The sequence below is a fragment of the Streptomyces sp. NPDC049627 genome (genome assembly GCF_044465645.1).
Taxonomy (GTDB): Bacteria; Actinomycetota; Actinomycetes; order Streptomycetales; family Streptomycetaceae; genus Streptomyces.
This window is the reverse complement of the sequence record NZ_JBITLW010000016.1, coordinates 135,799-153,537: the sequence shown is the minus strand read 5'-3', so window position 1 is coordinate 153,537 and position 17,739 is coordinate 135,799. Positions and strand designations below refer to the sequence as shown.

At 71.4% G+C, this 17,739-nt stretch carries 17 protein-coding genes; 12 read left to right on the top strand and 5 right to left on the bottom strand.

The genetic code is table 11. The annotated features are described in order from the left end of the window. Positions 1–93 precede the first annotated feature (93 nt). The 8 genes from ACIBU0_RS36625 to ACIBU0_RS36590 all read left to right on the top strand — a co-directional run bounded on the left by ACIBU0_RS36625 (position 94) and on the right by ACIBU0_RS36590 (position 9,903). Positions 94–1,527 carry a CitMHS family transporter gene (locus ACIBU0_RS36625; protein ID WP_398827368.1) on the top strand — a complete coding sequence of 478 codons (1,434 nt, stop codon included), beginning with the start codon at positions 94–96 and terminating at the stop codon, positions 1,525–1,527. A gap of 50 nt (positions 1,528–1,577) precedes the next feature. Further along, positions 1,578–2,813 carry an MFS transporter gene (locus ACIBU0_RS36620; RefSeq protein WP_398827366.1) on the top strand — a complete coding sequence of 412 codons (1,236 nt, stop codon included), beginning with the start codon at positions 1,578–1,580 and terminating at the stop codon, positions 2,811–2,813. Between the two features lie 100 nt (positions 2,814–2,913). Then, on the top strand, positions 2,914–3,567 hold the full coding sequence (locus tag ACIBU0_RS36615) for a hypothetical protein (RefSeq protein ID WP_398827364.1): 654 nt from the start codon (positions 2,914–2,916) through the stop codon (positions 3,565–3,567). After that, entirely contained in the window at positions 3,554–4,219 is a 666-nt protein-coding gene (locus ACIBU0_RS36610) for a class F sortase (RefSeq protein ID WP_398827362.1), read from the top strand. The genes ACIBU0_RS36615 and ACIBU0_RS36610 overlap by 14 nt, the downstream gene beginning before the upstream one ends. Before the next feature lie 188 nt (positions 4,220–4,407). Continuing rightward, positions 4,408–5,766 carry an ABC transporter ATP-binding protein gene (locus ACIBU0_RS36605; protein ID WP_398827360.1) on the top strand — a complete coding sequence of 453 codons (1,359 nt, stop codon included), beginning with the start codon at positions 4,408–4,410 and terminating at the stop codon, positions 5,764–5,766. 199 nt (positions 5,767–5,965) lie between these two features. Further along, a complete protein-coding gene (locus ACIBU0_RS36600; RefSeq protein ID WP_398827358.1) occupies positions 5,966–7,354 on the top strand; it encodes an aldehyde dehydrogenase family protein in 1,389 nt (462 codons plus the stop codon). A gap of 16 nt (positions 7,355–7,370) precedes the next feature. Beyond that, positions 7,371–8,453, top strand: a complete 1,083-nt coding sequence (locus tag ACIBU0_RS36595; protein WP_398827356.1) for a Zn-dependent alcohol dehydrogenase — start codon at positions 7,371–7,373, stop codon at positions 8,451–8,453. A gap of 124 nt (positions 8,454–8,577) precedes the next feature. Beyond that, entirely contained in the window at positions 8,578–9,903 is a 1,326-nt protein-coding gene (locus ACIBU0_RS36590) for an MFS transporter (RefSeq protein WP_398827354.1), read from the top strand. A 10-nt stretch (positions 9,904–9,913) separates the two neighbouring features. Here the strand turns inward: ACIBU0_RS36590 and ACIBU0_RS36585 are convergent, their stop codons facing one another. The 3 genes from ACIBU0_RS36585 to ACIBU0_RS36575 all read right to left on the bottom strand — a co-directional run bounded on the left by ACIBU0_RS36585 (position 9,914) and on the right by ACIBU0_RS36575 (position 12,318). Continuing rightward, positions 9,914–10,852 (bottom strand): DMT family transporter, encoded by a 939-nt coding sequence (locus ACIBU0_RS36585; RefSeq protein WP_398827560.1) that lies wholly within the window; start codon positions 10,850–10,852, stop codon positions 9,914–9,916. Positions 10,853–10,918: 66 nt separating this feature from the next. Beyond that, positions 10,919–11,641 carry an ArsR/SmtB family transcription factor gene (locus ACIBU0_RS36580; RefSeq protein WP_398827352.1) on the bottom strand — a complete coding sequence of 241 codons (723 nt, stop codon included), beginning with the start codon at positions 11,639–11,641 and terminating at the stop codon, positions 10,919–10,921. Between the two features lie 35 nt (positions 11,642–11,676). Then, the gene (locus ACIBU0_RS36575) at positions 11,677–12,318 is read right to left on the bottom strand and encodes a TetR/AcrR family transcriptional regulator (protein WP_398827350.1); all 642 of its coding nucleotides are present in this window, start codon (positions 12,316–12,318) and stop codon (positions 11,677–11,679) included. A gap of 104 nt (positions 12,319–12,422) precedes the next feature. Between ACIBU0_RS36575 and ACIBU0_RS36570 the strand changes: the two genes are divergently transcribed. The 3 genes from ACIBU0_RS36570 to ACIBU0_RS36560 all read left to right on the top strand — a co-directional run bounded on the left by ACIBU0_RS36570 (position 12,423) and on the right by ACIBU0_RS36560 (position 14,637). Continuing rightward, positions 12,423–13,574, top strand: a complete 1,152-nt coding sequence (locus ACIBU0_RS36570; RefSeq protein ID WP_398827348.1) for an acyl-CoA dehydrogenase family protein — start codon at positions 12,423–12,425, stop codon at positions 13,572–13,574. A 60-nt stretch (positions 13,575–13,634) separates the two neighbouring features. Further along, positions 13,635–13,922: a YiaA/YiaB family inner membrane protein gene (locus tag ACIBU0_RS36565; RefSeq protein WP_398827346.1), complete on the top strand. Its 288-nt coding sequence runs from the start codon at positions 13,635–13,637 to the stop codon at positions 13,920–13,922. Between the two features lie 91 nt (positions 13,923–14,013). Further along, positions 14,014–14,637, top strand: a complete 624-nt coding sequence (locus tag ACIBU0_RS36560; protein ID WP_398827344.1) for a TetR/AcrR family transcriptional regulator — start codon at positions 14,014–14,016, stop codon at positions 14,635–14,637. Positions 14,638–14,693: 56 nt separating this feature from the next. Here the strand turns inward: ACIBU0_RS36560 and ACIBU0_RS36555 are convergent, their stop codons facing one another. Continuing rightward, positions 14,694–15,155, bottom strand: coding sequence for a MaoC family dehydratase (locus ACIBU0_RS36555; RefSeq protein WP_398827342.1), 462 nt, complete (start codon positions 15,153–15,155; stop codon positions 14,694–14,696). Positions 15,156–15,270: 115 nt separating this feature from the next. On the opposite strand from ACIBU0_RS36555, the gene soxR reads away from it, so the two are divergent. Next, positions 15,271–15,795 (top strand): redox-sensitive transcriptional activator SoxR, encoded by a 525-nt coding sequence (gene soxR, locus ACIBU0_RS36550; RefSeq protein ID WP_398827341.1) that lies wholly within the window; start codon positions 15,271–15,273, stop codon positions 15,793–15,795. A gap of 789 nt (positions 15,796–16,584) precedes the next feature. On the opposite strand, the gene ACIBU0_RS36545 is transcribed toward soxR, so the two are convergent. Then, positions 16,585–17,652, bottom strand: a complete 1,068-nt coding sequence (locus ACIBU0_RS36545) for an RNA ligase (ATP) (RefSeq protein ID WP_398827339.1) — start codon at positions 17,650–17,652, stop codon at positions 16,585–16,587. Positions 17,653–17,739 lie beyond the last annotated feature (87 nt).

Here is a 17,739-nt window from a genome sequence, read left to right as displayed (position 1 = left end):
CAACGTCTTGTTAACGCCACTTAAAGAGACCTAACGTCATCGCACCCCCGGCCCCCGTTGGGATGTTCAAGGGCGAACGTTAGGTATCCACTCATGCTGACCATTCTCGGCTTCGCCATGATCGCGACCTTCCTGGTCCTGATCATGATGAAGAAGATGTCGCCGATCGCGGCGCTCGTGCTGATCCCCGCACTTTTCTGTGTGTTCGTCGGCAAGGGCGCCAAGCTCGGTGACTACGTCATCGACGGAGTCACCAGTCTCGCGCCCACCGCGGCGATGCTGATGTTCGCGATCGTCTACTTCGGTGTGATGATCGATGTCGGCCTCTTCGACCCGATCGTTCGAGGCATCCTGAAGTTCTGCAAGGCCGACCCGCTGCGCATCGTCGTCGGCACCGCCGTCCTCGCGGCCATCGTGTCGCTCGACGGCGACGGCTCGACCACCTTCATGATCACCGTCTCGGCGATGTACCCCCTGTACAAGCGCCTGAAGATGAGCCTGGTCGTGATGACCGGTGTCGCCGCCATGGCCAACGGCGTGATGAACACCCTGCCCTGGGGCGGTCCGACCGCCCGTGCCGCCACCGCGCTGAAGCTGGACGCCAGCGACATCTTCGTGCCGATGATCCCGGCCCTCGCCGTCGGCCTGCTGTTCGTCTTCGCGCTCTCGTACGTCCTCGGCCGCCGCGAGCGCAAGCGGCTCGGTGTGCTGACGCTGGACGAGGTCCTGGTGGAGGAGGCCGAGGAGACGGAGTCCGAGACGGTCCTGGTCGGTGCCGGTGCCGGCGGCTCCGGTGACGGCAAGGTCTCCATGCGCAAGGGCGCCACGGGCGGCGCGGGCTCCGGCACCGACGCCCCCGAGGCGGAGGACGAGCCCGAGGAGGGCATGCAGGTCCTCGACCCGAACCGGCCGACCCTGCGCCCCAGGCTCTACTGGTTCAACGCGCTGCTCACGGTCGCCCTGCTCACCGCCATGATCATGGAGTGGCTGCCGATCCCGGTGCTGTTCCTGCTCGGCGCGGCCCTGGCGCTCACCGTCAACTTCCCGCACATGCCCGACCAGAAGGCCCGCCTCGGCGCCCACGCCGAGAACGTCCTCAACGTCTCCGGCATGGTCTTCGCCGCCGCGGTCTTCACCGGCGTCCTGCAGGGCACCGGCATGGTCGACCACATGGCCAAGTGGGTCGTGGGCAACATCCCCGACGGCATGGGCCCGCACATGGCGCTCACGACCGGTCTGCTGAGCATCCCCTTCACGTACTTCATGTCCAACGACGGCTTCTACTTCGGCATCCTCCCGGTGCTCGCCGAAGCCGGCCACGCCCACGGCGTCTCCTCGCTGGAGATCGCCCGCGCCTCGCTCATCGGCCAGCCGCTGCACATGTCGAGCCCGCTCGTGCCGGCCGTCTACGTCCTGGTGGGCATGGCGAAGGTCGAGTTCGGCGACCACACGAAGTTCGTGGTCAAGTGGGCCGCGCTCACATCCCTGGTGGTCCTCGGGGCAGGGATTCTCTTCGGCATCATCTGACCTTGATCATCCGGTCTTGATCATCCGAACCCTCGAAGGAGGTCACCTCCATGAGGCCCGGTGGGAACCGCGGCTGGCTGCTCCGCCTCGTCATCGCCTTCAGCTTCGCGCAGGGGGCGGTGTCGATGGCCCGGCCCGCCGTGTCCTACCGGGCCCTCGCGCTGGGCGCGGACGAGCGGGCGGTCGGCGTGATCGCGGGTGTGTACGCCCTGCTCCCGCTCTTCGTCGCCGTCCCGCTGGGCCGCCGCACCGACCACGGCCGGTGCGCTCCCCTCCTGCCCGCCGGAGTCGTGCTGATCTCCGGTGGCTGCGCGATGAGCGGTGTGGCGGACTCCCTGTGGGCGATGGCCGTCTGGAGCGGCGTGATGGGCCTCGGCCACCTCTGCTTCGTCATCGGCGCCCAGTCGCTCGTCGCCCGCCAGTCCGCCCCGCACGAACAGGACCGCAACTTCGGCCACTTCACCATCGGTGCCTCCCTCGGTCAGCTGGTCGGCCCGATCGCCGCGGGCGCGCTGATCGGCGGCCGGGACATGGCGGGCACCAGCGCCCTCGCCCTGCTGGTGGCGGGCGCGGGCGGGGCGGTCGCGCTCACCTCGCTGTGGCGCATAGAGAGCCGTACGACGGCCAAGTCCCGTCAGGAGCAGGGCGAACGGGTCCCCGTACGGCGCATCCTGCGGGCCCGAGGCGTGCCCGCCGGCATCCTCATCAGCCTCGCCGTGCTGTCCGCGACCGACATCCTCACCGCCTACCTCCCGGTGGTCGGCGAGCACCGGGGCATCGCCCCGTCCGTCATCGGCCTCCTGCTGAGCCTGCGCGCGGCGGCCACCATCGCGTGCCGCCTGGTCCTGACGCCCCTGCTGCGGCTGCTCGGCCGCACCCTGCTGCTGACGGTGACCTGTCTGCTGGCGGCCCTGCTGTGCGCCGGGATCGCGCTGCCGGTGCCGGTGTGGGTGCTGGCCCTGATGCTGGCGGTGCTGGGGTTCTGCCTCGGCGTCGGCCAGCCGCTGTCCATGACGACGGTCGTCCAGGCGGCCCCCGAGGGCGCCCGCTCCACCGCCCTCGCCCTGCGGCTGACCGGCAATCGTCTGGGCCAGGTCGCCGCGCCGGCGTCGGCGGGCCTGGTCGCGGGACTCGCGGGGGTGGCGGCGCCGTTCCTGATGCTGGGGGCGTTGCTGCTGGTGTCGGCGGGCGTCGCCGTACGGACGCCGAAGCGGCCGGAAGGACCCGGAACGGGCGCGCGGGAGCGGCCGAAGCGCTCGCGGTTCCGCCGGACGAGCGAACTTTGACGACGCGCCGGGCCTCGGTACGGCGAGTCGCAGTGCGTGTGACGGAGAGTCAGGCGAAAGAACGATTTGTATGAAAATCGTCTGAATCAGAGGAGCGCGCATGCCGACCCTGACACCCTCACGTACGTTCCGCGCCCGTGCGGGCGCCACCGTCGTCCTCACGGCCCTCGTCGCGGCGGGCGCGTCGTGGGTGGCGGCGCCGACCGCGACGGCCCAGGCGAACGGCGACATCAGGATCCACGGCGAGGGAATGCCCTACGGAACCCCGGACGACGAGGCGGTGGTCTGCCGGTTCTACCTCGACGCCGTCAACTTCGACTCCCTCACCACGATCGAGTACACCATCACGCCGCAGCCTCCGCTGCCCAGCGCCGCCACCGTCACCGGCACCATCCAGCTCGCCGGGGGGGCCGGGCACACCGACCTGCTGGGCCTGGCGGACGGGCAGTACATGATCACCTGGACCGTGGACGTCACCAACACCAAGCGAAAGCTCTTCCGCGTCAAGTGCGGAGACAAGCGCGAGGGAAGGCACGGTCCTGAGGGGCGCATCGAGGACCACGGGGACAACGACGAGGGCTGGGGACGCGGCGACCACGGTCCGCGGGGAGGCGTGCACGCGGGCGGTGGCGGCCTCATCGACACCGCGGCCGCGTACGCACCGGTCGCGGGCGCGGGGGTGGTGGGCCTGACGGCCGTCGGCGGCGCCGTGTACGTCCGGAGGAACCGCCGGCAGCCCGATGGTGCCGCGTAGGCGCAGACGCAGGCCCTGGTACCGGACCCGCGCCTACCGCCTCACCAGGACGGCGCTGCTGGTCACCCTGGTGACGGTGGTGGTCCGGTGCGAGGGGCACCGTGACGCGATCGCACCGGCCGGACCCCACGGCCCGGACACCGTGGCCGCCGGCCGGGCCCACTCCGCCGAGCCCACCCCTCCGCCCCGCCCGCTGCCGCGATCCCGTCCGACGTCCGTACGCATCCCGTCGCTGGGCATCGACGCCCCGATCACCGGCATCGGACTCACGGGGGAAGGGGAGCTGGAGACCCCGCCGGTCGACGACCCGAAGATCATCGGCTGGTACCGGAACGGCCCCACGCCCGGCGAACCCGGCGCCGCGATCGCCGTGGGCCACCGCGACACCCGGATCGGCCCGGCCGTCTTCGCCGGGCTCGCCTCGGTGAAGCGCGGCAAGAAGATCGAGGCACGGCGCGCGGACGGCCGTACCGCCGTCTACACCGTGGACCGGGTCAAGGTCTTCGACAAGGCGAACTTCCCCGACAAGGAGGTCTACGGCCCCACCCGGCGCCCCGAACTGCGCGTGATCACCTGCGGCGGCCTCTTCGACCGGCGGACCGGGTACACCAGCAACGTGGTGGTCTTCGCCCATCTGACCGCGACGAAGTGACCGAGGACCGCGACGAAGTGACCGAGGACCGAGACGAAGTGACGGATGACCCTGACGAAGTGACCGATGTCTTCCCCACCCCCGGCACTTTCCGTTAACTTCCGTGACTCACGGACCCCGTACGACCCGCACGGGGTCTTCGGACACACGGAGCAGCGGCGCTCCGGAGGCCCCCGGGGGCAGCAGTCATGACACGCGCCATCTCCCTGCACGACGTGAGCAAGTCCTACACCCGAGGCGTCCGCGTGGTGGACCGCCTCTCGCTGGACATCGAAGCCGGCGAGTTCCTGGTCCTCCTCGGGCCGTCCGGCTGCGGCAAGTCCACCGTCCTCAGAATGATCGCCGGTCTGGAGGAGATCGACGAGGGGGAGCTGCTGCTGGACGGCGAGTACGCCAACGACCTGCTGCCCGCCGGACGGCACATGGCCATGGTCTTCCAGAACTTCGCCCTCTACCCGAGCATGACCAGCCGCGACAACATCGGCTTCCCGCTGCGCATCGAGGCACCCGGCGCGGACCCGGGCCCCCGCGTGGACGCCACCGCCCGCATGCTGGGCATCGAGGACCTCCTCGACCGCTTCCCCGCGCAGCTGTCCGGCGGCGAACGCCAGCGCGTCGCCATGGGCCGGGCCATCGCCCGCCACCCCACCGCGTTCCTGATGGACGAGCCGCTGTCCAACCTCGACGCCAAGCTCCGCAACCACCTGCGCGCCGAGATCTCCGGACTCACCCGGAAGCTGGGTGTCACCACGGTCTACGTCACCCACGACCAGGCCGAGGCGATGTCGCTCGGCGACCGGGTGGCCGTCCTGCGCGGCGGCGTCCTCCAGCAGGTCGGCACCCCGCGCTCGGTGTACGCGCTGCCCCGCAACGTCTTCGTCGCCGCCTTCATCGGCACACCCCGCATCAACCTCCTGCGCGGCGTCGTCCGCGCCCCGCTCGACGGGGCGATGACCATCAGCCTCGGCAAGCAGTACCTCCGGCTGCCCGAACCCCTGTCGCTGGACCATCAGTTGCTCCGTGTGCAGCAGGGCCGCGAGGTCATCGTGGGCCTGCGCTCGGAGGCGGTCCGCATCGCCGAGCGCTCCGCCGCCCGTCCCGGCGAGGTGCACATCACCGGCCTGGTCGAGCATGTGGAGTTCCAGGGGCACGAGGTCCTCGTCCACTTCAACACCGGCTCCAGCCCGGCCGTCGTCCCCGATCTGGAGGCCCCGCGCCCCGTCCCCCGCGCCCGGCGCCGCCGCCGTGACAGCGGGACGGTGCTGGACCGGCTCCGCAGCCGCGCGGGCGCCCTGCGTGCCGGGCCGGTGGTGACGCTGGAGCATGGGGCCGACGCCGCGCCCGACCCGGCCCCGCCCGAGGGCCGCCTGCCCGGCGACCTCATCGTGCGCACCACGCCCGACTTCGAACTCCGGCACGGCATGCACGTCCCGCTCCTCGTGGACCTCGCCCACCTGTTCGTCTTCGACCAGCACGGCGAGCGTATTTGCCCGGCTCCGGCGAGGCTTCCGGACCTGGACGACGACGCTCCGCCGGGAGGGCCGTGAGGGGGTAGCGCCGCGGTGGGTCGTCTTTCGGGTGCGGCGCCGTTGGGGCTGTTCGCGCAGTTCGCCGCGCCTCTATAGGGCGCTGCCCAGCCGCACGTGCTTCTGATCTCATGGGTGGCGTCTGGCGCACAAAAACTAACACCGCTAGTTTGTGAATCGGACGACGACAGCCGGACGCCCGCCGCGGAGGGAACGCACCATGAAGGCACACGACGGCATGTACATCGACGGCGCGTGGCGCCCCGCCGCGGGCGGGGACGTGATCGAGGTCGTGAACCCGGCCGACGAGCAGGTCATCGGCCGGGTCCCGGCCGGCACCGCCCTCGACATCGACACGGCCGTACGGGCCGCCCGCGCCGCCCTCCCGGGCTGGGCCGCGACGCCGCCCGCCGAGCGGGCCGATCGCCTGGACGCCCTGCGGGACGCCCTCGTGGCCCGCAAGGACGAGATCGCCGAGACGGTCACCGCCGAACTCGGCTCGCCGCTGAAGTTCTCGGAGGCGGTCCACGCGGCGGTGCCCATCGCCGTCGCGGGTTCGTACGCCGAGCTGGCCGCGACGTACGCCTTCGAGGAGAAGGTCGGCAACTCGACCGTTCATCACGAGCCCATCGGCGTGGTCGGTGCCATCACGCCCTGGAACTACCCGCTCCACCAGGTCGTCGCCAAGGCCGCCCCGGCGCTGGCCGCCGGCTGCACGGTCGTCCTGAAGCCCGCCGAGGACACCCCGCTCGTCGCCCAGCTCTTCGCCGAGGCCGTGCACGAAGCGGGCGTCCCGGCGGGCGTCTTCAACCTGGTCACGGGTCTCGGCCCGGTCGCGGGCCAGGCGCTCGCCGAGCACCCCGGCGTCGACCTGGTCTCCTTCACCGGTTCCACGGCCGTCGGCCGGCAGATCGGCGCGGTCGCCGGGGCGGCGATCAAGAAGGTCGCCCTGGAGCTCGGCGGCAAGTCCGCCAACGTCATCCTGCCGAGCGCCGACCTGGCCAAGGCGGTGGGCGTCGGCGTCGCCAACGTCATGTCCAACTCCGGGCAGACGTGCAGCGCCTGGACGCGGATGCTGGTGCACCGCGACCAGTACGACGAGGCGGTGGAGCTGGCCGCGGCCGCCGCCGCGAAGTACGGCGAGCGCATCGGCCCGGTGGTGAGCGCCAGGCAGCAGGAACGGGTGCGCGGCTACATCGAGAAGGGTGTGGCCGAGGGGGCGCGTCTCGTCGCGGGCGGCCCGGAGGCGCCCCGTGAGGGGGGCTACTTCGTCAGCCCCACCGTCTTCGCCGACGTGACGCCCGAGATGGCCATCGCCCAGGAGGAGATCTTCGGCCCGGTCCTGTCGATCCTGCGGTACGAGGACGAGGCGGACGCCCTGCGGATCGCCAACGGCACGGTCTACGGCCTCGCGGGCGCCGTGTGGGCGGGGGACGAGACGGAGGCGGTGGCCTTCGCCCGCCGGATGGACACGGGGCAGGTCGACATCAACGGCGGCCGCTTCAACCCGCTCGCCCCCTTCGGCGGCTACAAGCAGTCGGGCGTCGGCCGCGAACTCGGCACGCACGGCCTGACCGAGTACCTCCAGACCAAGTCCCTCCAGTTCTAGGGGAGTTTCATCCATCATGGCTGTCCGCGCCGCCGTCCTGCCCGCCATCGGCTCCCCCCTGGAGATCACCGGGATCGACCTGCCCGACCCCGGCCCCGGCCAGGTCCGCGTCCGCCTCGCGGCCGCCGGCGTCTGCCACTCCGACCTGTCCCTGTCCAACGGCACCATGCGCGTCCCGGTCCCCGCGGTCCTCGGTCATGAGGGCGCGGGCACCGTGGTGGCCGTGGGGGAGGGGGTCACGCATCTCGCGCCGGGCGCCGGTGTGGTCCTCAACTGGGCGCCGTCCTGCGGGAGTTGCCACGCCTGCTCGCTCCGCGAGGTCTGGCTGTGCGCCAACGCGCTCAACGGCGCCGCCGACGTGTACGCAAGGACGACGTCCGGAACCGACCTCCACCCCGGCCTGAACGTCGCCGCGTTCGCCGAGGAGACGGTGGTCTCCGCGTCCTGCGTCCTGCCGGTCCCCGACGGCGTCCCGCTCACCGACGCCGCCCTGCTGGGCTGCGCCGTCCTCACCGGCTACGGCGCCGTCCACCACTCCGCGCGGGTGCGGGCGGGCGAGAGCGTCGCGGTGTTCGGCGTCGGCGGCGTGGGGCTGGCCGCCCTCCAGTCGGCCCGGATCGCGGGCGCGGCGAAGATCGTCGCGGTCGACGTCTCCCCGGAGAAGGAGGAGCTGGCCCGCGCGGCGGGAGCCACCGACTACGTGATCGCCTCCGAGAACACCGCCCGGGAGATCCGGGGCCTGACGGACAAACAGGGTGTCGACGTGGCCGTCGAGTGCGTGGGCCGCGCGACCACCATCCGCACGGCCTGGGACTCGACCCGCCGCGGCGGCCGCACCACGGTCGTCGGCATCGGCGGCAAGGACCAGCAGGTCACCTTCAACGCCCTGGAGATCTTCCACTGGGGCCGGACCCTCTCCGGCTGCGTCTACGGCAACTCCGACCCGGCGCGGGACCTGCCGGTCCTGGCCGAGCACGTGCGGGCGGGCCGGCTGGACCTGGGCGCGCTGGTGACGGAACGGATCGGGCTGGAGGGGATTCCGGCGGCGTTCGAGAACATGCTGGCGGGCAAGGGCGGCAGGGCGCTGGTGGTGTTCTGAGACCCCTGGTTGCCCGGAGCGCTCATGTGCTCCGGGCAACCTTCGTGCACACCCGTTGACCCCATACCGTCCAGTCAGTATGTTCCCGGGAACGTCCCCACCGCACCCACCGGAGTGTGCACGCATGGACACGTCCCCTTCCGCTCCCCCCGCCCCCACCTCGACCGCTCCGCCCACGGTCAACCGCCGCCGCGTCGCCACCGCCGCAGCCCTCGCCTCGGCCGTCGAGTGGTACGACTACTTCGTCTTCGGCATCGCCGCCGCGCTCGTCCTCGGCGACCTGTACTTCCCGGCCGGCAGCTCCACCGCGGGAGTCCTCGCCTCCTTCGCCACCTTCGCCGTCGGCTTCCTGGCCCGCCCCCTCGGTGGCATCGTCGCCGGTCAGCTGGGCGACAAGCGCGGCCGCAAGCCGATGCTCGTCCTCGCACTCACCCTCATGGGCCTCGCCACCACCGGCATCGGCCTGCTCCCGACGTACGACACGATCGGCGTCGCCGCCCCGATCCTGCTGGTCGCCCTCCGCGTGCTGCAGGGCATCGCCGTCGGCGCACAGTGGGGCGGCGCGATGCTGATGGCCACCGAGTACGCCCCCGAGGGCAAGCGCGGTGTCTACGGCAGCTTCGTGCAGCTCGGCGTCCCGATCGGCGTGGTGACCGCCAACACGGTGTTCCTGCTGGCCGGAGCGTTCCTGTCCGACTCCGCGTTCGCGGCCTGGGGCTGGCGCGTGCCGTTCCTCGTCGGCCTGTTCGTCCTGCTGCTCGCCTGGTACATCCACACGCGCGTCGAGGAGACCCCCGAATTCCGGGAGGCGGAGAAGAAGCTGGCCGAGCAGGAGAAGGCCGAGCAGTCCTCCCCGCTGCGCACCGTCCTGCGCGGCCACCTCGGCACGGTGCTCCTCGCCGGAGGCTCCTTCGCCGTGAACACCGCGACCTTCTACATCATCATCACCGGCGTCCTCGACTACACGACCCGCGAGCTCGGCATGAAGAAGAGCGCCGTCCTCATGGTCTCGCTCTGCATCAGCCTCACCCAGCTGGTGCTGATCCCGGCCGCCGCCGCGCTCTCCGACAGGATCGGCCGTATCCGCATCTACGCGATCGGCGCGGCCGGCATCGCCCTGTGGGCCGTACCGCTGTTCCTGCTGATCGACACCGGATCGCTGCTCTGGCTGGCCGTCGGCACGTTCGTCGCCAGCTGCTTCCTCAGCATCATGTACGGCCCCCAGGCCGCCCTGTTCGCCGAACTGTTCACGCCCGAGATGCGCTACACGGGCGCCTCCCTCGGCTACCAGATCGCGGCCGTGCTCGGTGGCGGCCTCGCCCCGTTCATCATGGTGCTGCTGCTGGAGGCCACGGGCACCTCGATGGCGGTGTCCGGCTACATCATCGGCCTCGCGGTGATCGCGCTGCTGTCCATCAAGGTCCTTGCGGACAGGGCGCGTTCACGCTGACTCACGCCGATTAACGGGCCTGCTCGGGTTGTGGCGAGGCCGCCACGACCCGAGCGGACCGCGCCCGGGACCGCGACACGGCGACCCCCGCCAGACACAGCGCCCCGCCCGCCAGCGTGAGCGGCCCCGGCACCTCGCCCAGCGCCAGCCACGACATCAGCACGACCAGCGCGGGCACCGCGTACGTGGTCGCGCCCATGCGGCTCGCGGTCGTACGGGCCAGGGCGTACGCCCAGGTGGTGAAGGCGAGCGCCAGCGGGAAGACGCCGAGGTAGATCATGTTGAGCGTGGCGGAGACGGGCGCGTCGGCCGCCTCGCCGACCAACTGCCCGGTGAAGGGCAGACAGACGACCGCACCGATCAGACACCCGAAGGTCGTCACCTGGAGCGCGCTCGCATGACCGAGCGCCGGCTTCTGCGCCACGACGCCGCCCGCGTACCCGACCGCCGCGAGCAGACACAGCACCACCCCGAGCACCGAGGAACCGCCCCCGCCCGACATCGACAGACCCACGGTCACCGCACCCGCGAACGACACCGCCATCCCCGCCAGCAGCCGCGGCGGCATCGGGTCACCGAGCAGCCGGGCGCCCAGCAGCGCGATGAGGATGGGTCCGATGTTCACGACGAGCGCCGCCGTACCGGCGTCCACCTGCTGCTCGCCCCAGTTCAGTACGACGCTGTAGAAGCCGAACCACAGCAGGCCGGATATGGCGATCCCGGGCCAGGCCGCGCGCGGGGGCAGCCCCTCACGCCGGACGAGGCAGATGACCCCCAGCACCAGGGACCCGGCGAGCAGTCGGCCCAGCGCGAGCGCGCCGGGTGAGTACTCGTCGCCGGCGCTGCGGATGGAGACGAAGGCGGAGGCCCAGAGGATGACGGTGACGGTGGCTGCGCCGGCGGCGAGGAGGGCGGGGCGGCGGGCGGGGCGGGCAGGGGCGGTGCTCATCATGCTCCAGAGGCTAGGGAAGGTCAGGGGGCCGGTGCTCGCGGATTTCGGACGGGACGCTGAGGTTCAGCGCAGCACCTCCACCTCGATCCCGAGCAGCTCGAACAGTGCTCGCTCGCCGGTGTCCGTCACCTTCACAGCTCGCTCCGAACCGATGCGTACGCACCAGCCCTCGTCGAAGGCGTGCCGGCACAGTGCCGCGCCCGCGGTGCCGGCGAGGTGCGGGCGACGCTCGGTCCAGTCGAGGCAGGCGCGGGCGAGCGGCCGGCGGCCTGTGCGGTCGAGGGAGATGCCGGTGTGCTCGAACCACCGCAGTCCCGCATCCGTAAGCGCGAATCCCGTGTCCTGCCTGAGCAGCCCGCGCACGGTCAGCGCATCCGTGACCGCGATACCGAGCCGCCCGGCGAGATGGTCGTAGCAGGTACGCCCCCGCGCCATCGCGGACCTCGCGCCGGCCTCCCGCAGATTGCGCGGCCGTACCACCGCGTCCGGCGACACCTGCGCGGCCAGGTCCTCCACCAGCTGGGCGACCCGCGCGTCCGCGAGCCGCACGTACCGGTGCCGCCCCTGCCGCTCCTCGGCGAGCAGTCCGCCCGCGACGAGCTTGCCCAGATGCTCGCTCAGTGTCGACGCGGCGACCCCGGCGTGCCGCGCCAGTTCACCGGCGGTCCAGGCCCGACCGTCGAGCAGCGCCAGCAGACAGGCGGCCCGGGTCTCGTCGGCGATCAGGCCTGCGAGCCGGGCCAGCCGGTGCGCCTGCGGGTCCCTGGTGGTCATGGCTCCCAGCATGCGGCACGGACACTTCGGCGTCCGCCGAAATATGCCTAGGCGGCCGGCCCGACCTGGTCGTACTGCCGAGCCAGCCCGTCGAGCAGCGCCGCGAGGCCCGTCTCGAAGGCCCGCTCGTCGATCTTCTCCTGCTGCTCGGCGAGGAGGTGCGCCTGCCCGAGGTGGGGATAGTCGGCGGGGTCGTAGGCGCTCGCGTCGTCCACGAAGCCCCGGGCGAACGAGCCCAGCGCCGACCCCATGATGAAGTACCGCATCAGCGCGCCGATGGACGTGGCCTGCGCGGGCGGCCACCCGGCCTCGACCATCGCGCCGTAGACGGCGTCGGCGAGCCGCAGCGCGGCCGGGCGACGGCCGGGGCCGCGGGCCAGGACGGGAACGATGTTGGGGTGGTCGCGCAGGGCGGCCCGGTAGGAGACGGCCCAGTCGTGCAGCGCGGTCCGCCAGTCCCGGCCGTCCTCGAACATCGACAGATCGACCTGGGCGCTCACCGAGTCGGCGACCGCCTCCAGGATCTCGTCCTTCGTGCGGAAGTGGTTGTAGAGGGAGGGCCCGCTCACGCCCAGCTCGGCGGCGAGCCGGCGCGTGGAGACGGCCGAAAGACCCTCCGTGTCCACGAGTTCACGTGCCGTCTCGACGATCCGGTCGTAGCTGAGGAGGGGCTTGCGCGGTCGGGCCATGGCGCACATAGTAGGGCTGCCGAATGGAAACTAGCAGTGCTAATTTAAATGTACGGCTTTCAATGTGTGGCCGTCGACGTCCGTTCTCTGTGGGGTGACTCGGCATGAATCTGGAGCTCAGCGAGGAGCAGACCGCCGTCCGGCAGCTGGCCCGGGACTTCGTGGACCGCGAGATCGCCCCGCACGTCGTGGCATGGGACCGGGCGGAGGAAGTGGACCGTTCCATCGTCAAGAAGCTCGGCGAGGTCGGCTTCCTGGGGCTGACGATCGACGAGGAGTACGGCGGCTCGGGCGGCGACCATCTCGCGTACTGCCTGGTCACGGAGGAGCTGGGGCGCGGGGACTCGTCCGTGCGCGGCATCGTCTCCGTCTCGCTCGGCCTGGTCGCCAAGACCATCGCCGCCTGGGGGAGCGAGGAGCACAAGCGCCGCTGGCTGCCCGGGCTCACCGCGGGCGAGCTGGTCGGCTGCTTCGGCCTCACCGAACCGGGCACCGGCTCCGACGCGGGCAACCTCTCCACGCGGGCGGTCCGGGACGGCGACGACTACGTCCTCAACGGCACGAAGATGTTCATCACGAACGGCACCTGGGCCGACGTCGTCCTCCTCTTCGCCCGCTCCACGGACGCCCCCGGCCACAAGGGCGTCTCCGCCTTCCTGGTGCCCACCGACACCCCCGGTCTGACCCGCCGCACCATCCACGGCAAACTCGGCCTGCGCGGCCAGGCCACCGCCGAACTGGTGCTTCAGGACGTACGGGTGCCCGCGACGGCCCTGCTGGGGGAGGAGGGCAAGGGCTTCTCGGTCGCGATGTCGGCCCTGGCGAAGGGCCGGATGTCGGTGGCCGCGGGCTGCGTCGGCATTGCGCAGGCCGCACTCGACGCGGCCGTCCGGTACGCGGGTGAGCGCGAGCAGTTCGGCAGGTCCATCGCCCATCACCAGCTGGTCCAGGAACTGATCAGCGACATCGCCGTCGACGTGGACGCGGCCCGGCTGCTGACCTGGCGGGTCGCGGACCTGATCGACCGCGGGCTGCCCTTCACCGTCGAGTCCTCCAAGGCCAAGCTCTTCGCCTCCGAGGCCGCCGTGCGCGCCGCCAACAACGCCCTTCAGGTCTTCGGCGGTTACGGCTACATCGACGAGTACCCGGCGGGCAAGCTGCTGCGCGACGCCCGCGTGATGACCCTCTACGAGGGCACGAGCCAGATCCAGAAGCTGCTCATCGGGCGGGCACTGACGGGAGTCTCGGCGTTCTGAGTACCTGGCTGAGTACCTCGGCGGATGTGGCCGGTGCCACCGTCGCCGATTCTCTTGCCCATGAGTGAGACACCGGTCAAGCAGCAGAGCACGGCCGCCTTCTACGGGCAGGCCGTGGCCTCCTTCGCGGTCGCCATGGCCGCCACGGCCGTCGGCATCTACCAGCTGAACGCCGACGCCTGGGTGCGCGGCTTCCTCGCGATCGCGGTTCTCTATCTGGTGACCTCGGCGTTCACCCTCGCCAAGGTGATCCGGGACCGTCAGGAGGCCGGACAGATCGTGAGCCGGGTGGACCAGGCCCGGCTGGAGAAGCTCCTGGCGGAACACGACCCCTTCGAAAAGATCTGACATCGCCGGTGGCTCCGAACGGCCACGCTAAGCGCCCGCTCACCTTCAGCGGTATGGTGGTTCCTCTGTCAGCGAGAGGGGCGAGTGAGCGATGAGTACGGCGGAGGACACGGCCGGCGGCGAGACGTCGGCGTGGGGTGAGGTCACGCCCGACGCGGCCCGGCGGCTGCTGATCGCCGCTGTGGAGGCCTTCGCCGAGCGCGGCTACCACGCCACCACGACCCGTGACATCGCGGGCCGCGCCGGCATGAGCCCGGCCGCGCTCTACATCCACTACAAGACCAAGGAAGAGCTCCTCCACCGCATCAGCAGGATCGGCCACGAAAAGGCGCTCGAGATTCTGCGGACGGCGGCGCGCCGCGAGGGCACGGCGGCCGAGCGGCTCGCCGACGCCGTGAGCTCCTTCGTCCGCTGGCACGCCGGGGGGCGCACCACCGCGCGGGTGGTGCAGTACGAGCTGGACTCGCTCGGCCCGGACGCCCGCGCCGAGATCCTCGCGTTGCGGCGGCAGTGCGACGCCGAGGTGCGCGGCATCATCGAGGACGGCGTCGCGGCCGGTGACTTCGACGTACTGGACGTGAAGGGCACGACCCTCGCCGTCCTGTCGCTCTGCATCGACGTGGCCCGCTGGTTCAGTGTCGACGGCCCGTGGACGCCGGACGAGGTCGGCGCGCTGTACGCCGACCTCGTACTGCGGATGGTGGGGGTCAAGTAGCCCCCGGGCCCCTCAGGCGTAGCCCGGGCCCTCAGTCGTAGAGGCGGGTAGGTGTGTCAGACGTAGAAGCGGGCCACCGACTCCGCCACGCAGACCGGCTTGTCGCCGCCCTCGCGCTCCACGGTGTACGCGACGGTCAGCTGGGCGCCGCCGGGCACGTCCTCGACGTTGCTGATCCTCGCGGTCGCGCGCAGCCGCGAGCCGACCGGCACGGGGGCGGGGAAGCGGACCTTGTTGGTGCCGTAGTTGACGCCCATCTTCACGCCCTCGACCGTCATCAGCTGGGGTCCGAAGAGGGGCAGCAGCGACAGGGTCAGGTACCCGTGCGCGATGGTGGTCCCGAAGGGTCCGGCGGCCGCCTTCTCCGGGTCGATGTGGATCCACTGGTGGTCGCCGGTGGCCTCGGCGAACAGGTCGATCCGCTTCTGGTCGATCTCCAGCCAGTCGGTGTACCCCAGCTGCTCGCCCACCGCCGCCTTCAGGTCGTCGACGGACGTGAAGATCCTCGGCTCTGCCATGTTCCCGGCCTCTCGCGTCGCAGTCCCGCAATGTCTAAGCGACTGCTTAGCATGGTCGGGTCCGAGGCTTATGTCAACGGAACGGGCGTGCGACGGGATCGGTAGGCTCTGAGGAGTGCCCCAGATCCCCGAGAAGATCCACGAGCTGACCGTCGGCCAGCTGTCGGCGCGCAGCGGCGCCGCCGTCTCCGCCCTGCACTTCTACGAGTCCAAGGGCCTGATCAGCAGCCGCCGCACCTCCGGCAACCAGCGCCGCTACACCCGTGACACCCTCCGCCGGGTCGCCTTCGTCCGGGCCGCGCAACGCGTGGGCATCCCGCTCGCCACGATCCGCGACGCCCTCGCCGAACTTCCCGAGGAACGCACCCCCACCCATGAGGACTGGGCCCGCCTGTCGGAGGCCTGGCGCTCGGAACTCGACGAACGCATCAAGCAACTCAACCGCCTCCGCGACCACTTGACCGACTGCATCGGCTGCGGCTGCCTGTCCCTGGACACGTGCGTCCTGTCCAACCCCGGCGATGTGTTCGGCGAACGGCTCACGGGGTCGCGGCTGATGGTGGAGCAAGGGGGAGGCCGGGGGAAGGGGAACTCGGGCAAGGGCGGGAAGCGGGAGCAGGAGACCGAGGACTGCTGCTAGTGCCGTCCGTCCTGGGCAGGCGGGGAAGCCCGGCGTGGCAGTACCGGCTCCTGTCCACCGGGCCAGGAGAGTCGGATCCGGTGGTGAGCCGGTCGGCTCGCTGATCCGTGTGGGAGAGCCTGGACCAGCTCGGGGCGGTGCGTAAGCGCTGCTGTGGTGCCGGGGCCGGAGTCCCCTGTGGGTCGTGCGGCGCCGGCCCTCCGCAGGGCCAGGCCCAGCCGAACCCAGGATCTCGCTCGACCCCGGTTCGCCCTGGGACGCGGGCCGGCCGTGTGGTGGGGCCGGGTCGTTTGCCGTCCGGCACGGCGGTGCCGTCTAGGTGTTGGACGGAGCGGCGTCGCAGGTCAGAGTGCGGCACTCCGGGAAAATCGCTCGGCGCGGCACCCGTCACGAGAGCTACCGCCCTCGGCGCTGCAGGAAGTCCTTTGCCGTCAGCGCCGGACACCGACCAGACGTGGTTCAGGGCTCCGGCCAGCCGGTGTGCCGGCTCCAGAGCGACCGTGGTCCTGCCGGAGCCGCCCATGCCCGCCGGCAGCCATGACCTCGCCGCAGGACGTCGCGGCCATCGCCGCCCAGGTCCGCGTCCGCCGGGACCCGGGCCGACCAACGCCGGCCCGCTCACCTTGCCGACCGGCTACCGGACCCCGGCGGCCGTCCGCCGATTCGGCGCCAAGCGACACCACCTCGGCCTGCCCGGCGAGAACACCCGTCCCCCAAGAGAGCGGCACCCGGCGGGCGCCGGTGAGCGATCCACCCCCCGGCACCAGCACGGGTCCCGCTCAATCCCGGTCACTCGTACTCGGTCCCACCCTTCCGTGTCAGATACGCCGGGCTCACCGCCTTCGCGATCGCCCGTCCCCCGGTCACCGCGCTGTACCGCTCGACAACCGGCCGTATCACCACACCCTCGCGCAGATGCAGCTCCCGCCCGGACACCGTCTCCCGTCCGCTCGCGACCTCCAGCACCCGCTCGATGTCGTAGGGCCCCTCGAACAGCCGTGGGACCAGCGGCAGTTCACCGTCCAGCACCTGCGCCGCGTCCAGCCACCGGACCTGCCCGTCCACCTCGACGGACACGTCGAACACCGCGTATCCCAGCGTGTCCCGCCGTCCGTCCGCCCCGTACGTCAGGTCCTGTACGCCCGCCCCGTACACCTCGCCGAAGATGCCCACCCGGCGTGCCCCCAACCGCTCGGCCACCCGAGCCGCGACCTCGGCGACGCCGTGCCCCCGCACCGCCCGCCAGTACAGATTCCGCGGATCCTCCCTCAGCGCCAGCGACTTGGCGCCGAAGCCCTTGGAGGACACGTGCACCCGGTCCTCGCCGGCGACATACGTCAGCAGGCACGCCGACCCGTGCAGCTTCTCGGTCAGCACGACCGGCTCGCCCGGCGTGAGGATGTCCGGGTACCGCTGGATGTTCTCGATGTCGACCCACGGCAGCAGATCCGGCGCCGACTCCACCTCCCCGGACATCGTCGGCGGGATGGGCGGCACCCACTTGGTGATGCCGAGCAGCTCGGCGAAGTCGGTGCCGTCCGCCGCCGCCCGCGCCAGATCGACGTCGGCCAGCGCCTTCGGTCGGCACACGATGCCCTGCGACAGCTCACCACGCAGCCGTACCGCCTTGACCCGGTCGGACCTGCTCCCCGCCAGCCGCCCGGTCAGCCCCAGCTCCTCGATCAGCCCGGCAGGCAGCACGGACTGCTCGGGGATGTACACCGCGGCCTCGCCGGTGCGATACGCGCCCTTGGCGACGACGGCCCGGTACAGGCCCACCTGGGCGAGCTCCAGCGCATCGGCGTTGGGATGCTCGTGGACGGTCAGCACTTCGGCGGTGACGCGCAGCGTCGACATCGGGGACTCCTCGGTCTTCCTCAGGTGTGTTTCATCGCCCCCAACTGTCCGGACGGGAAAGCTCTGGAGCGACCGGATTAGCAGCTG

Excerpts from the sequence above, each read along its gene's own strand:
- ACIBU0_RS36625 (WP_398827368.1), top strand. The coding sequence starts at position 94 with ATGCTGACCATTCTCGGCTTCGCCATGATCGCGACCTTCCTGGTCCTG.
- ACIBU0_RS36620 (WP_398827366.1), top strand. The coding sequence starts at position 1,578 with ATGAGGCCCGGTGGGAACCGCGGCTGGCTGCTCCGCCTCGTCATCGCC.
- ACIBU0_RS36615 (WP_398827364.1), top strand. The coding sequence starts at position 2,914 with ATGCCGACCCTGACACCCTCACGTACGTTCCGCGCCCGTGCGGGCGCC.
- ACIBU0_RS36610 (WP_398827362.1), top strand. The coding sequence starts at position 3,554 with ATGGTGCCGCGTAGGCGCAGACGCAGGCCCTGGTACCGGACCCGCGCC.
- ACIBU0_RS36605 (WP_398827360.1), top strand. The coding sequence starts at position 4,408 with ATGACACGCGCCATCTCCCTGCACGACGTGAGCAAGTCCTACACCCGA.
- ACIBU0_RS36600 (WP_398827358.1), top strand. The coding sequence starts at position 5,966 with ATGAAGGCACACGACGGCATGTACATCGACGGCGCGTGGCGCCCCGCC.
- ACIBU0_RS36595 (WP_398827356.1), top strand. The coding sequence starts at position 7,371 with ATGGCTGTCCGCGCCGCCGTCCTGCCCGCCATCGGCTCCCCCCTGGAG.
- ACIBU0_RS36590 (WP_398827354.1), top strand. The coding sequence starts at position 8,578 with ATGGACACGTCCCCTTCCGCTCCCCCCGCCCCCACCTCGACCGCTCCG.
- ACIBU0_RS36585 (WP_398827560.1), bottom strand. The coding sequence starts at position 10,852 with ATGAGCACCGCCCCTGCCCGCCCCGCCCGCCGCCCCGCCCTCCTCGCC.
- ACIBU0_RS36580 (WP_398827352.1), bottom strand. The coding sequence starts at position 11,641 with ATGCTGGGAGCCATGACCACCAGGGACCCGCAGGCGCACCGGCTGGCC.
- ACIBU0_RS36575 (WP_398827350.1), bottom strand. The coding sequence starts at position 12,318 with ATGGCCCGACCGCGCAAGCCCCTCCTCAGCTACGACCGGATCGTCGAG.
- ACIBU0_RS36570 (WP_398827348.1), top strand. The coding sequence starts at position 12,423 with ATGAATCTGGAGCTCAGCGAGGAGCAGACCGCCGTCCGGCAGCTGGCC.
- ACIBU0_RS36565 (WP_398827346.1), top strand. The coding sequence starts at position 13,635 with ATGAGTGAGACACCGGTCAAGCAGCAGAGCACGGCCGCCTTCTACGGG.
- ACIBU0_RS36560 (WP_398827344.1), top strand. The coding sequence starts at position 14,014 with ATGAGTACGGCGGAGGACACGGCCGGCGGCGAGACGTCGGCGTGGGGT.
- ACIBU0_RS36555 (WP_398827342.1), bottom strand. The coding sequence starts at position 15,155 with ATGGCAGAGCCGAGGATCTTCACGTCCGTCGACGACCTGAAGGCGGCG.
- ACIBU0_RS36545 (WP_398827339.1), bottom strand. The coding sequence starts at position 17,652 with ATGTCGACGCTGCGCGTCACCGCCGAAGTGCTGACCGTCCACGAGCAT.